Origin of the sequence: Cerasibacillus terrae (assembly GCF_008039555.1) — a bacterium.
Taxonomy (GTDB): domain Bacteria; phylum Bacillota; class Bacilli; order Bacillales; family Amphibacillaceae; genus Cerasibacillus; species Cerasibacillus terrae.
On the sequence record NZ_VDUW01000002.1, the window covers coordinates 233,405 to 247,465 of the forward strand.

Here is a 14,061-nt window from a genome sequence, read left to right on the forward strand (position 1 = left end):
CTCATCAAGGAACGATTGTTACAGGGCATGGTGCAACTTGTAATACACCATAACTAACACTACCAAGAACCGCTCCTTTGATAAAGCCTCTACCTCTTGAACCCATCACAATACAACGGGCATTTTGTTCACGAGCTAAATCACAAATTTCTTGTTTAGGAGAACCAATTCGGATGACTTTTTCGATTGGAACAGAAGTGTCTTTAGTTATGTCTTCTGTTTTATCTAAAACTTCCTTCCCTAATTCATGTGCATATGCGGTAATTTCATCCTTATTAAAGAATCGCTGTACATTTGCAGTTTGCATATTTGGTTGCACATTTAGAATGATAATTTTCGATTTTGTATCCTTCGCAAGTGTTAGTGCAAATCGTAATGCATCATGAGAAAATGTAGAATCATCGATTGGTACGACCATAATATTTTCCATAATTATTTCCCCTTCCCTAATAGCAAGCACTGTTTCTATATTTAGTTTACCAAGCCCCATGAAAAAAGTCCTGTATAAACATGTACAAGAGCGCACATCTCATGGATTGGAACACACACCACGGAGGTTCAGCGCACGTCCCAGGGATTGGCACACACACCACGGAGGTTCAGCGCAGATGTAACCGCAGATTGCAAGGCACCAAGCGCACACCCCAGGGGTGTAATCGCAGATCGCGGGGTTCCAAACGTAGATCCCCCGGACTCAACCCATTCCTCCTCAGCCGCAAGCGGACATCTTGGCTGAATCCTCATAAATCTAATATCTCCCATATTTCCTAAATCAATTTTTTCTTGTTATAATGTGCAAGACAAGTCATTTTCGATGGTTATTCAAAGCAAAATGATACATAATAGGAACATACTTTGGAAAGGACGAATATTAGAATGACAAAACAACAAATAGGTGTAATCGGTCTTGCAGTAATGGGGAAAAACCTAGCATTTAATATGGAGTCAAAAGGTTTTTCTGTTGCTGTTTATAACCGTTCCCGTGAAAAAACAGATCAAATGATGGAAGAAGCAACAGATAAAAATGTTGTTGCAGCATATAGTATCGAGGAGTTTATCGATTCTCTGGAAAAACCACGTAAAATCATGCTGATGGTAAAAGCTGGAGCCCCGACAGATGGCATGATTGAACAACTCATCCCACATCTAGAAAAAGACGATATTTTAATTGACGGTGGAAATGCAAACTTTGAAGATACGAGACGCCGTAACAAAGAGTTAAGTGAATTAGGGATTCATTTTATCGGAACAGGGGTTTCTGGTGGAGAAGAGGGAGCACTATATGGCCCGTCCTTAATGCCTGGTGGTCAAATAGAAGCACATGCCCTTGTGAAACCAATGTTAGAAGCAATTTCTGCTAAAGTGGACGGTGAACCATGTACAACATACATTGGCCCAGATGGTGCAGGACATTATGTGAAAACCGTACATAATGGAATCGAATATGGTGACATGCAGCTCATTTCTGAAGCGTATTTTATTATGAAACATGTATTAGGCATGGATGCAAAGGATTTACATGAAGTGTTCAGCGAATGGAATAAAGGTGAATTAGATAGTTACTTAATTGAAATCACAGCAGATATTTTCACAAAAATAGATGATGAAACTGGAAAACCAATTATTGATGTGATTTTAGATAAAGCAGGACAAAAAGGAACTGGGAAATGGACAAGCATTAGTGCCCTAAACTTAGGGATTCCACTTCCGATTATTACAGAGTCTGTTTTCGCACGCTTTATTTCTGCGATGAAAGAAGAGCGAATTTCTGCAAGTAAAATGCTATCAGGTCCCGAAGTGATACCATTTGAAGGAGACCGAACTGAGTTTGTTGAAGCGGTCCGCGAAGCTTTGTATATGAGTAAAATTTGCTCCTATGCACAAGGATTTGCCCAAATGCGAGCAGCATCTGAAGAGTATGATTGGGATTTAGATTACGGCAACATTGCGATGATTTTCCGTGGTGGTTGTATAATTCGCGCAGCATTCTTACAAAAGATAAAAGATGCCTATGAACGTGACCCAGAGTTACCAAACTTATTATTGGACACATATTTCAAAGGGATTGTTGAGAAATACCAAGCATCCTTACGAAAAGTAATCACAATCGCCATTCAAAATGGGATCCCTGTTCCAGGATTTACCGCAGCATTATCTTATTATGACAGTTATCGTTCCGAAAGATTACCGGCTAATTTGTTACAAGCACAACGTGACTATTTCGGTGCCCACACTTATGAACGGTTGGATAAAGAAGGATCATTCCATACAGAATGGTTGAAATAATGGACTTTATTACTAACCAATAATACATTACGAATTAAGGACGATATCCATGTCTATAGTGTTCGAGGAGGTAAATCACTCTAAAGATTAACCTCCTCGATATTTTTATGATGTAAATGACTATCTGTTGGTAGAAATATTTTTCATTACTAACTATAAATTGAAATACCCTCAAGTTATACATTCCTCTATATTATCTCAGAATACTCCCTCGCCTAAAAATAATAAAGTTTCAGATAAACAATTCAACAACTTTAGAAGGAAGTATTGGAAATGGCGTTCAAATAATCTAGAATGAGGTGATCCATGTATATATCGGGATTCGGGCTCGGATATCGGGATTCGGGCTCGGATATCGGGATTCGGAGCAATATATCGGGATTCAAGCGGATATATCGGGATTCAGACGAATATATCGGGATTCAGACGAATATATCGGGATTCAAGCGGATATATCGGGATTCAAGCGGATATATCGGGATTCAAGCGGATATATCGGGATTCAAGCGAATATATCGGTATTCAAGCGAATATATCGGTATTCAGACGAATATATCGGTATTCAGACGAATATATCGGTATTCAGACGAATATATCGGGATTCAAGCGGATATATCGGTATTCAAGCGAATATATCGGTATTCAAGCGAATATATCGGGATTCAAGCGAATATATCGGTATTCAAGCGTATATATCGGTATTCGGGCGGATATATCGGTATTCAGGGAAATATATCGGTATTCAAGCGGATATATCGGTATTCAAGCGGATATATCGGTATTCAAGCGGATATATCGGGATTCAAGCGGATATATCGGGATTCAAGCGGATATATCGGTATTCAGACGAATATATCGGGATTCAAGCGGATATATCGGGATTCAAGCGAATATATCGGGATTCGCGACCAACATCCCAATCATTTAAAAATGAGCTTCCCTCCAATGTAGGAGAGAGGCTCATTTCTTTAAATATCTTTAATAGGCCACCAATGGAAGCCGTCTTTTTCCAATAGTTGATTGGCGGCTTCAGGTCCTTTTGATCCTGCTTTATAGTTAGGAAAATCAGGTTTTTGCATTTTCCAACCTTCGATAATGGAGTCGATGAATTTCCAAGATAGGGCAACTTCATCCCAGTGGGTGAAATTCGTTGCATCACCAAGCATGCAGTCTAATAATAATTTTTCGTATGCTTCGGGAGCACTTATTCTTTCCTTACAATTATAGGAATAAGATAATTTGATTGGTTCTGCCTGGATTCCAGGTTGATTACTCTTTGCGTTCAGATGTAGGGTGACCCCTTCTTCGGGCTGAACATTAATAACGAGTAGGTTTGGTTGTTGATAGTCTTTTTCATCATAATATAAATTCATTGGCATATTTTTAAATTCCACAACAATTTTTGCTGCTTTTTCAGCCATTCGTTTTCCAGTTCGAATATAAAAAGGAACACCGGCCCAGCGGTAATTATCAATTAAAATTTTTCCAGCGACAAATGTTTCTGTATTAGAACTTTCTAATGCTTCATGTTCCTCTTGATAGCTTTTAACAGGATTTCCATCAATTTCACCAGCCCCATATTGGCCACGGATGAAATATTGATCCACCTTTTCTGGTTTAATTGGGCGCATGGCACGAAAGACTTTAATTTTTTCTGAACGAACTTCATCTGTCTCTAGCTTAATTGGTGGTTCCATGGCAAGTAATGCTAACATCTGTAACATATGATTTTGGACCATGTCACGTACAGCCCCAGATTGATTATAAAAGTGGAATCGTTCTTCCACACCAAGTGATTCGCTGGAGGTAATTTGGATATTGGAAATATATTGGTTGTTCCACAAATGTCCGAATATCCCATTAGCAAAGCGGATTACTTCAATATTTTGCACCATTTCTTTGCCTAGGTAATGGTCAATCCGATAAATTTGTTCCTCATCAAATGCTTCCCGAACTTGATTATTTAGCTTTTGAGCGGATGGTAAATCATGTCCGAAAGGTTTTTCAATGACAAGCCTTGTCCAACCTTGTCCATCTTTTAACCCATACGCCTGTAGGTTTTGGGCAATCGTTCCGAAAAACTCCGGTGCCATTGCTAAATAGAACATTCGGTTTCCATCTGTTTCATATGTTTCTTCTAATGTTGTAATTAAATGCTGCAAATTTTGATAAGATGACGGTTCTGTTACATCCACTGACTCATAAAAGAACCGCGATAAGAAGGAATCTGGAATCTCTTCTTCAGAATCCACCTTGTTCATTAAAGATTTCTTCACATGTTCGCGGAAAGTCTCGTTATCCCACGGTTTCCGAGCTGCACCAACGACAGCAACATTTTCATCAATTTGTCCGTTATAATATAAATTATAAATCGAAGGGAATAGCTTACGCATCGCAAGATCCCCTGTAGCTCCGAATATCACGATGACTGCTTTTGGTTCTTGTTGTTTTTCCATATTTAAACCCTCTCATAATATGTAATTTCGTGTCCTGTTCTATCTTAATGGAATGTAGTTAAAAATGCATAAATAAAAGATTCATTTTTGAAAACTTCCTTTTATAGCATTAGCATGTCCCAATTGATAAAAACGATTAATTCCAATCAAATATGGGATATCTAAATCCTTATCCTATTATAGACGAAAATTTTCTCATGGCAAGGGTTCTTAAAGCCACTAACTATCCATAAAAAAGACAAATGAAACCAATGATGATTTCATTTGTCTTTTTTTAGTATTTTAATCACGGTAACATTAATAGTAGGCCGACACCAGAGATGATTGGAATGGACATGGAAAGTGAAACACCAATCATTGCAAAAGTCCGGAATTTTTCCTTTAAATCTTCATTTACATCAACCATTGTTTGCAGGAAGATGAAAAAGAGAGAAAACGCCATAAATATGATAATAATCAGTGCAGGAATCATAAGTTCCCCAGCTTCTCCTACTTTTTCCTGATTCATCATCCCTAATACAACAAGTAAAATCGGGAATGCCTCACTCAGTGCAACCCAAATGAAAAATCGTGTTTGGTATTGACTGATGCCCTCTGGATTGGCTTTTATTTTATCCGCATATATTTTAAATATAAAAGCAATAGCTAAAACAGCGATAATCGTTGCAAACATGAAAAAATAAGCTGCCATCAACATTCATTCCTTCCCCATATTTTCCTTAAAGAATGTTCACGTTATTTTACCATAGTCAAGGGCCATCCTCAATAGAATTTACAAAAATTCAAATTACTTCTAATGCCCCCTATTTATTATCGCAGGTTAACTGGCTGTATGACTTTTCACGGACTGTTGTTTCATTTAATCAAATCCTCTTTTCTCGAGGAATTTCTCGATTATTTGCTAATTCATTCCATCATTTGATATAATTTGAATGATTTTTATGAGTAAGATTAGACTGACTTTTTTCTGATTAGTGAATTGTATTACGAACAATATTAGCCACTATACATAATATTTGTCACCATTGTTTAGGAGAATATATATGGATTACATAAATGATATGTTGATTGCGTTTTTTATAGCACTTGGATCAACATTTTTATTAACATATCCGGTCAAGAAATTCGCCATTAAAATTCGAGCAGTGGACTTTCCGAATCACCGGAAGATTCATAAGGAAGTCACTCCGAGATTAGGTGGACTAGCAATATATCTTGGATTTATGTTAGGGCTTGTTTTTCTATGGCCAGAACATGAACATATGCCAGAAATTATTGCTGGCTCCTTTGTTATCGTCCTTACAGGAATGTTGGATGATAAGTATACCATTCGTCCCATCATTAAATTGACAGGTCAGCTGATTGCTGCATCTTTTTTAATTTCATCGGGAATGATTATTGAAAAAATCACCTTACCTTTTATCGGTGTCGTAGAACTTGGCTTTGCAAGTGTTCTCATTACGGTACTGTGGATTGTCGGTATAACAAATGCCATTAATTTAATCGATGGGTTGGACGGTTTAGCTACAGGAGTTACAACGATTGCCTTAATCAGTATGTTTATTATGGCGATTATCGATGCACAAATGATTGCAGCGTTTTTATGTATTGTGTTAATCGGTGCAAATCTTGGCTTTTTATATCATAATTTCTATCCCGCAAAAATTTATATGGGTGATACAGGCTCGAATTTTCTCGGATTTATGATTGCTGTTGTATCCATTCTTGGGTTATTTAAAAATATTGCCCTATTCAGCTTTATCATCCCTGTTATTGTTCTTGCTGTTCCCATTTTCGACACATTTCTTGCCATTATCCGCCGCATTCGTAATAAAGAAAGTATCGCAATGGCTGATAACAAGCACATTCATTATCGAATGATTCACTCCGGATATAGTCACAGGGCAACCGTCCTTATTTTATATGGTTTTAGTTTCTTATTCGGTTTATTAGCTATTGTTTTCTCTAATGCAAGTATTACGACATCCCTTATCATAACTATTTTTGTACTTATATTGCTGCATATCATCGCCGAGATTGCTGGTCTCGTCAGAAATGGAAAAAGACCTGTCCTTGATTTTATAAAAGGTTTATTTAAGAGGGAAAAACATCGGGGAAGTTAAGGAATGTTCGTAAACTTGTTTGCATGAACGAGTTTAGGTTATTACAGCATGGATAGACATGCATGTGCTTTGAATAACTTTTATGAGTGGAACTGAATCTCAAGCCAACGAAATATGAAGAAAAAAGCAGGGGGTTTTCTAAAAATCTCCTACTTTTTGTGTGGGTTGGTAGGTGTGTGGTTGATGAATTATGTGAGTTCTGACACGTCTTTTTAGAACTCACATTTTTTTATTTTTTGAAACATCTACTAAAGGATAGTAAAACTGATCCTTTTTTAACACTTTCAAACATCAATTCTAATAAAAAGCCTCTTTTTCCCTATTTTACATTATTAACAAGGTAACAAAGGTGAAAATCATAATAAAATAAATATTCAGATATTGTGATGTAACTCACTAAATATAAATCGAAAGAAATATATAATGAATGGGAAAGTTTCCATTTTAAACTTATGAAGGAGGCTAAACCATGGTACAAATGGTGGCTTGGATAACGAGTCTTGTGTTTATGTTGTTAATCGCAGCTGTTTTCTTAGTAGTCGCAATCAAATCAAAAGAGAAGAGAGAATATGAACCAATTGTGAAAAAGTGGTACAAAGCACGAACATTTTATGGCGCTATTTTAGTTATTCTTATTATTGGAGTTTCATTGTACACGCTTCGCTTAATACCTTTCAATCAACCTGTTTATAGCGAAGGGGAGGAACCAACGATTGTTGATGTAGAAGCCTTTCAATTTGGCTGGAATATTACAGAAACAGAATTTAAAGTTGGAGAGCCTGTGGAGTTTCATGTAACAAGTCAGGACGTAAACCATGGATTCGGAATTTATGATGAAGATATGGAGATAATCGCTCAGACCCAAGCAATGCCAGATTATACCAATAAAGTGTATATCACATTTGATGAGCCAGGAACATATGAAATTTTATGTTTAGAATATTGTGGATTAGCACACCATCAAATGGTGGCAGAGCTAGTGGTCAAATAATATAAAGATGGGAGTGTAGATGATGAGCGAAATGATGGTTCGATTAAAATCGCGAAATAACTTAATAGTTACACAAATGGTTGTAACGGGCCTTACAGTTATAGTAGGAATGATTTTTGGGATTATCATGCTGTTAGTTCAAGGTGGCATGATAGAGGCAATGCCAGCAACATTCTATCAATTTCTAACGATTCATGGAACATTCATGATCGGAGCTGCAGCCTTAGCAGCAACAGCAATTATGTGGTACTTTTTAAGTCATTATGTAGAATTATCTAAGAAAATACTAAAGATAAATTTAGTATTATTTATTATCGCTGCTGTCATGGTAACGGTTGGTACGTTTTCATTTGAATATGCAGGAGCGTGGACATTTTTGTATCCGCTACCAGCGTTATCAGCTAGCGCATGGGGTACAATTGGGGCACTGTTCTACCTCATTGGTATGCTAGTAATGGGTGTTGGTTTTCTATTATTATTTATCGATAGTGGGCGGGCAATTATAAAGAAATATGGTAGCCTTGGAAAAGGATTAGGCTGGGATGTCATCATCGGGAAAAAGGCAGAAAAAGACGCACCACCACCTGCTGTTGTCGCAAGTACAATGGTTACGATTGTCAATACGACAGCACTGCTTTCCGGTTCGACTGTATTAATTATGAATATCATCAATGTGATTAATCCAGCTTTTACATTTAATCCACTCTTAGCGAAGAATTTAACGTATGCATTTGGACATATTTTCGCAAATGCGACGATTTATATGGGTGTAATTGTTGTGTATGAACTACTAGCACGTTATACGAAAAGACCGTGGAATTCCAGTCGTGTGTTCCTAGTCTTTTGGACGATGTCAACGTTTTTTACACTTCTCGTATATCCGCACCATCTATTAATGGACTCTGTTATGCCACGATGGATGTTAATTATGGGGCAAGTATTATCCTATGCAAACGGACTACCTGTACTTGTCGTAACGGCCTATGGTGCATTAATGATTGTCTATAAATCTGGTATTAAATGGGATATGGCTTCTGGCCTCGCATATTTATCGATGCTTGGTTGGACCATTGGTGTAATCCCAGCAATTGTTGACTCTGCAATCGTTGTTAACCACGTCATGCATAATACGAAATGGGTTCCAGGACATTTCCACATGTATATGGGACTAGGAGTTATTGCGATGACATTCTCATTCATGTATTTCTTAGCCAAAAATGATAATGGTTTGAAGGAAACGATGGTAGATAAAACAGCATTTTTCATGTATATGTTCGGATTAATCGGTGTCAGTGGTTCATTCTTAACCTCAGGTGCTATCAGTACACCACGCCGCTTTGCAACCCATTTACCAGAATGGATGGGTCCAGCACAGTTCGGTGCAGTAGCAGGGATTTTAGTAGTAATAGCTATTACAATATTCGTTATCCATTTTATTCGATATATATCTGTAAGGAATAAAGGAAATATCGGAAGCGATTATTATGATAAAAAACTGGCGTAATGTAGTAGCAATTATCTTAGCGATTGTTCTTGGTTCTTTACTCATTTATTTTGGAACAGATGGATTTCATGCTTTTACAGAAGAAAGTGCTAGAACCTATCAATTGCATCAGGAAAAACCGCTTTTTCCTAGAGTTATGTTAGAGGACAACAAGGAAAGAGTGTATCCTTTTAGCGAATTTGAAGATAAATATGTGCTCATCACCTTTTTCTATACGGCATGTACAGATGTATGTCCCGTATTAGAAATGAATTTTGCAGAAGTTTATGATCAAATTCCTGAGAAATATATTGGGGAAGACATCGTATTTTTAAGTATTAGCTTTGACACAAAGCACGATAAACCAGCTGTATTGGAAAATTACCGAAAAAGCTTTGGCAGTGATGGAGAGACATGGCGAATGGCCAGAATTCCTAATCAAACAGAATTAGATAATCTACTGAAAAAGTTCGGTGTCATCGTAATCCCTGAAGGAAATGGACATTTCCAGCACAATTCAGCATTTTATTTAGTAAATAGAAAAGGTTATTTAGAGAAAGTAATGGATTATGAAAAAGTTGATGAAGCAGCACAAACAGTTGTATCCGTATTAGAAAAAGAAGCGGGAGAGTGAGTTTTAATGAAACAGACAAAACTTGGAATTTTGTTGTACGTCATTTTAATTATCCCTCCAATTACAACTTATATGGAGTCAATCATGCTTGTGCATATGCTGATTCAATTTCCTTTGTTAATCCTAGCTGGCTGGCTGATTGGGGAATGGGTGCTGGAACGATGGCCTTATCACTTCCTGAAATGGGATGCGAATGGAATAGCAGGGATCATTCTAGTCATCTTTATTACCACATATTGGATGTTCCCAAGAGCAATGGACGAATCATTAACCATTTGGCATATTGAACTATTTAAATTCATTAGCCTTCCGCTCGTCGGAATTTTGCTTAGAAATAGTTGGCGTAAATTAACAATTATCGGGAGAAGCTTTGTGTTTCTGAATTATTTATCCATGTTCGGTTTGATGGGCTGGTTCTATATCGATTCTCCCGTGCAAATTTGTAATAATTATTTGGAAATCGAACAGCAAATGTTAGGTTGGGGCTTTGTAGTAATAACGGGAATCATGATAGTGTATGTGCTTCAAAAATGCTTTATAAGTGGAACAAAGTCAAATGTCAACCAAATATGAGGAAAAGAAAGCAGGGGAATTTAAATATAATTAATTCCTCTGTTTTTTTATGTGGATAGTGAGGTATTTGGCCAATGACGTACGATTTTGAACTGATTTTTCAGAGAACGGTTGCTCATCGGTGTTGTCAGAGCCCGATTGGATGCTGGATTGGGTAGAACGGTCGTTCATCGGTGTTGTCAGAGCCTGATTGCGTGTGGGATTGAGTAGAATGGTCGTTCATCGGTGTTATCAGAGCCCGATTGGATGCTGGATTGGGTAGAACGGTCGTTCATCGCTGCTGTCAGAGCCCGATTGCGTGTGGGATTGAGTAGAAAGGTCGCTCATCGGTGTTGTCAGAGCCCGATTGCGTGTGGAATTGTGTAGAATGGTCGTTCATCGCTGTTGTCAGATCCCGATTGCATGTAGGATTGGAGAGACTGGTCGCTCATCGTTGTTATCAGATCCCGATTGCATGCGGGATTGGAGAGAACGGTCGCTCATCGGTGTTATCAGATCCCGATTGCGTGTGGGATTGAGTAGAATGGTCGTTCATCGGTGTTATCAGAGCCCGATTGCATGCTGGATTGGGTAGAACGGTCGTTCATCGGTGTTGTCAGAGCCCGATTGCGTGTGGGATTGAGTAGAAAGGTCGCTCATCACTGTTATCAGATCCCGATTGCGTGTGGAATTGAGTAGAACGGTCGTTCATCGTTGTTGTCAGAGCCCAACTACATGTGAAATAGGCAAGAAAGGTCACTCATCAAATAGATGATGAATAAAAAAAGCAGGACACTGAATAGAGTGTTCTGCTTTCATTCATTTATCGGGTTTGTCAAAGGTTTACTGGCTGTAAAGCTTCCACTAATGGAAGTACATTTTATTTATAGGTTCCAATATTGGATACCTATTTCCTCTGCTTGTTGTCTGTCAAATATGCCGCGAATATCCACTAATACTTTTTTATCATTTTTGTACAGTGTGTCAACGACATCTAGTGTATATTTCTCTTTGAAAACATCATGAGGAACTGCTAGGACGAGACAGTCTAAATTTTTTAATTGTGCTTCATCAACAAGTTCAATGCCATACTCACGATAAACAGTGTCTGCTTCTGCAATTGGATCATGAACAAGTACGTCTAATCCATAATCTTCTAACTCTGTAATGATATCTGTGACTTTTGTATTTCTGACATCTGCTACGTTTTCTTTAAAGGTAAGTCCGAGGACACCGATTTTAGCATTGGTGAGCTCTTGTTTTGCTTGGATCATTTGTTTAATTACATTTTTTGCAACGTATTTTCCCATATCATCATTCACTTTTCTTCCAGCAAGTATAATTTGGGAATGATACCCTAATTGTTCTGCTTTATACGTGAAATAGTAAGGGTCTACACCGATACAGTGACCACCTACTAAGCCTGGAGTGAATTTTAAGAAATTCCATTTAGTTGAAGCTGCCTCAAGTACAGCATTTGTATCAATATCCATCTTATTAAAGACCATGGCGAGTTCATTCATGAAAGCAATGTTAATATCACGCTGGGAGTTTTCAATAACCTTCGATGCTTCTGCTACCTTAATGGATTCTGCCTCATGTACTCCTGCTTCAATAATAGCACCGTAAATACTCGATACTTCCCGTAATGCTTCCTCATCAGATCCGGAAACAACTTTTATAATTTTCGTTAATGTATTTACTTTATCACCTGGATTAATGCGTTCAGGCGAATAGCCGACTTTAAAGTCTTCACCAAATGTTAAACCAGATACTTCTTCTAAGATGGGGATACAGATTTCTTCTGTTGTACCAGGGTAAACGGTTGACTCATATACGACAATCGATCCTTTTGTTAAATTCCGAGCAATGGATTTACTTGCATTAATAATCGGAGCAAGATTTGGTGTTTTATCCAAATTAATGGGGGTAGGTACTGATACAATATGGAATTTACATTTCTGTAAATCTTTTTCATCACTAGTAAATGTCATGGTTGTTTGTTGGATAGCTTCGTCTCCTACTTCATCGGTAACATCTATACCACTTCTGTATTTATCTAATTTTTCTTCATTTATATCAAAGCCAATGACATCATATTTCTTTGCAAATTCAACTGCTACAGGAAGTCCGACATAACCTAATCCAATAACAGCAATTTTTTCTTCTTTTGCAAGTAGTTTTTCATATAAGCTCATGATTTTTCCACCTTTATAAAATAAAATTCATTTCTATAGAACAATATACCCCTATATGAACAACTTGTATAGTAATTTAATGGTGAAATATATTACAATCATTCAACATTTATGTTAATAAACCCAAGAGACATTAAAAAATTGGATACATATAACCCATGTGATAAAATTACAAGTAAGTGTTTGAATAAGCATAAAGGGGATTTGCATAATGAAAGTACGTAAAGCAATTATTCCGGCTGCTGGATTAGGTACTCGCTTTCTTCCAGCAACAAAAGCGCAACCAAAAGAAATGTTACCGATTGTTGACAAACCAACCATTCAATATATTGTAGAAGAAGCGGTTCGAACTGGTATAGAGGATATTATTATTATATCTGGAAGAGGAAAACGAGCAATCGAAGACCATTTTGATACATCTTATGAATTAGAAGAAAAACTAGCCCAAAAAGGAAAAAAAGAACAACTAGAAATGGTCCAGGAAATCTCTAACCTAGCGAATATTCACTATATTAGACAAAAAGAACCAAAAGGATTAGGACATGCTATTCTTTGTGCCCACAGTTTTATTGGTGAAGAACCATTTGCTGTTTTACTAGGGGATGATATTGTTGTATCAGAAGAGCCATGTTTAAAACAGCTGGTTAACGTCTATGAAGAATATGAATCTTCCGTTATCGGTGTTCACACTGTTCCAAAACATGATGTATCGAAATATGGAATTATTAACCCTGTCGATGACTCAGATAAAAACGCACCAATTCGAGAAATCGAATCACTCATTGAAAAGCCACCAGTGGAACAAGCACCATCTAATTTAGCCATTATGGGACGGTATATTTTAACACCAGAGATATTTTCGATACTAGAAAATCTAGAACCAGGAAAAGATAATGAAATACAATTAACAGATGCTTTGCAAGAATTAAATAAGCGGGAGCGCATGTTAGCATATAATTTCGTTGGGAAACGTTATGATATTGGAGATAAGTTAGGCTTTGTGAAAGCGACGATTGATTTTGCATTAAATCGAAATGATTTAAAAGAAGATATACGCATTTATATGGAAGAAAAATTAAGAAAAGAATAACCAATGTGAAATCGGGCATCCATTTATTTGTGAAATGATCGTGCAGTTTTGGTTGCCCGTTTTTTGATATCTGTCATCCATCTCAATCCCACTATCCATTTTTAAGTATTTTTCACATTTTCGGTCACCAATTTCCATTCTTGAAACCGTTATGATGTATTTGTTACGAAGTCACCTATCAAAATTCACCAAAACTCGCTATATGATTTAAATCCTCCGTCTGTTTTACTCTACCAACTACACTCATT

The 14,061-nt window shown here is 37.2% G+C and carries 13 protein-coding genes; 9 read left to right on the plus strand and 4 right to left on the minus strand.

Going from position 1 to position 14,061, the window contains the following annotated elements; translation table 11 throughout:
* Positions 1 to 4 precede the first annotated feature (4 nt).
* On the minus strand, positions 5 to 430 hold the full coding sequence (locus FHP05_RS04555) for a universal stress protein (protein ID WP_147666058.1): 426 nt from the start codon (positions 428 to 430) through the stop codon (positions 5 to 7).
* Between the two features lie 446 nt (positions 431 to 876).
* Between FHP05_RS04555 and gndA the strand changes: the two genes are divergently transcribed.
* The 3 genes from gndA to FHP05_RS04570 all read left to right on the plus strand — a co-directional run bounded on the left by gndA (position 877) and on the right by FHP05_RS04570 (position 3,302).
* Positions 877 to 2,286: an NADP-dependent phosphogluconate dehydrogenase gene (gene gndA, locus FHP05_RS04560; protein WP_147666059.1), complete on the plus strand. Its 1,410-nt coding sequence runs from the start codon at positions 877 to 879 to the stop codon at positions 2,284 to 2,286.
* Between the two features lie 160 nt (positions 2,287 to 2,446).
* Positions 2,447 to 2,584 carry an HNH/ENDO VII family nuclease gene (locus FHP05_RS15740; protein WP_407923422.1) on the plus strand — a complete coding sequence of 46 codons (138 nt, stop codon included), beginning with the start codon at positions 2,447 to 2,449 and terminating at the stop codon, positions 2,582 to 2,584.
* 1 nt (position 2,585) lies between these two features.
* Positions 2,586 to 3,302 (plus strand): hypothetical protein, encoded by a 717-nt coding sequence (locus FHP05_RS04570; protein ID WP_147666060.1) that lies wholly within the window; start codon positions 2,586 to 2,588, stop codon positions 3,300 to 3,302.
* On the opposite strand, the gene zwf is transcribed toward FHP05_RS04570, so the two are convergent.
* Positions 3,255 to 4,742, minus strand: a complete 1,488-nt coding sequence (zwf, locus tag FHP05_RS04575) for a glucose-6-phosphate dehydrogenase (protein WP_147666061.1) — start codon at positions 4,740 to 4,742, stop codon at positions 3,255 to 3,257. The two genes, FHP05_RS04570 and zwf, sit on opposite strands and share 48 nt — an antisense overlap.
* A 286-nt stretch (positions 4,743 to 5,028) precedes the next feature.
* Positions 5,029 to 5,433, minus strand: coding sequence for a F0F1 ATP synthase subunit C (locus tag FHP05_RS04580; protein WP_147666062.1), 405 nt, complete (start codon positions 5,431 to 5,433; stop codon positions 5,029 to 5,031).
* Between the two features lie 352 nt (positions 5,434 to 5,785).
* On the opposite strand from FHP05_RS04580, the gene FHP05_RS04585 reads away from it, so the two are divergent.
* The 5 genes from FHP05_RS04585 (at position 5,786) to FHP05_RS04605 (ending at position 10,546) form a co-directional block, all read left to right on the plus strand.
* Positions 5,786 to 6,865 (plus strand): glycosyltransferase family 4 protein, encoded by a 1,080-nt coding sequence (locus FHP05_RS04585; RefSeq protein ID WP_147666063.1) that lies wholly within the window; start codon positions 5,786 to 5,788, stop codon positions 6,863 to 6,865.
* A gap of 469 nt (positions 6,866 to 7,334) precedes the next feature.
* Positions 7,335 to 7,856: a cupredoxin domain-containing protein gene (locus FHP05_RS04590; protein ID WP_147666064.1), complete on the plus strand. Its 522-nt coding sequence runs from the start codon at positions 7,335 to 7,337 to the stop codon at positions 7,854 to 7,856.
* Between the two features lie 22 nt (positions 7,857 to 7,878).
* Positions 7,879 to 9,360 (plus strand): cbb3-type cytochrome c oxidase subunit I, encoded by a 1,482-nt coding sequence (locus FHP05_RS04595; RefSeq protein ID WP_147666065.1) that lies wholly within the window; start codon positions 7,879 to 7,881, stop codon positions 9,358 to 9,360.
* On the plus strand, positions 9,341 to 9,973 hold the full coding sequence (locus tag FHP05_RS04600) for an SCO family protein (RefSeq protein WP_147666066.1): 633 nt from the start codon (positions 9,341 to 9,343) through the stop codon (positions 9,971 to 9,973). The genes FHP05_RS04595 and FHP05_RS04600 overlap by 20 nt, the downstream gene beginning before the upstream one ends.
* A 6-nt stretch (positions 9,974 to 9,979) precedes the next feature.
* Positions 9,980 to 10,546 (plus strand): DUF1404 family protein, encoded by a 567-nt coding sequence (locus FHP05_RS04605; protein ID WP_147666067.1) that lies wholly within the window; start codon positions 9,980 to 9,982, stop codon positions 10,544 to 10,546.
* Positions 10,547 to 11,409: 863 nt separating this feature from the next.
* On the opposite strand, the gene FHP05_RS04610 is transcribed toward FHP05_RS04605, so the two are convergent.
* A complete protein-coding gene (locus FHP05_RS04610) occupies positions 11,410 to 12,723 on the minus strand; it encodes a nucleotide sugar dehydrogenase (protein WP_147666068.1) in 1,314 nt (437 codons plus the stop codon).
* 211 nt (positions 12,724 to 12,934) lie between these two features.
* Between FHP05_RS04610 and galU the strand changes: the two genes are divergently transcribed.
* The gene (galU, locus tag FHP05_RS04615; protein ID WP_147666069.1) at positions 12,935 to 13,813 is read left to right on the plus strand and encodes a UTP--glucose-1-phosphate uridylyltransferase GalU; all 879 of its coding nucleotides are present in this window, start codon (positions 12,935 to 12,937) and stop codon (positions 13,811 to 13,813) included.
* Positions 13,814 to 14,061 lie beyond the last annotated feature (248 nt).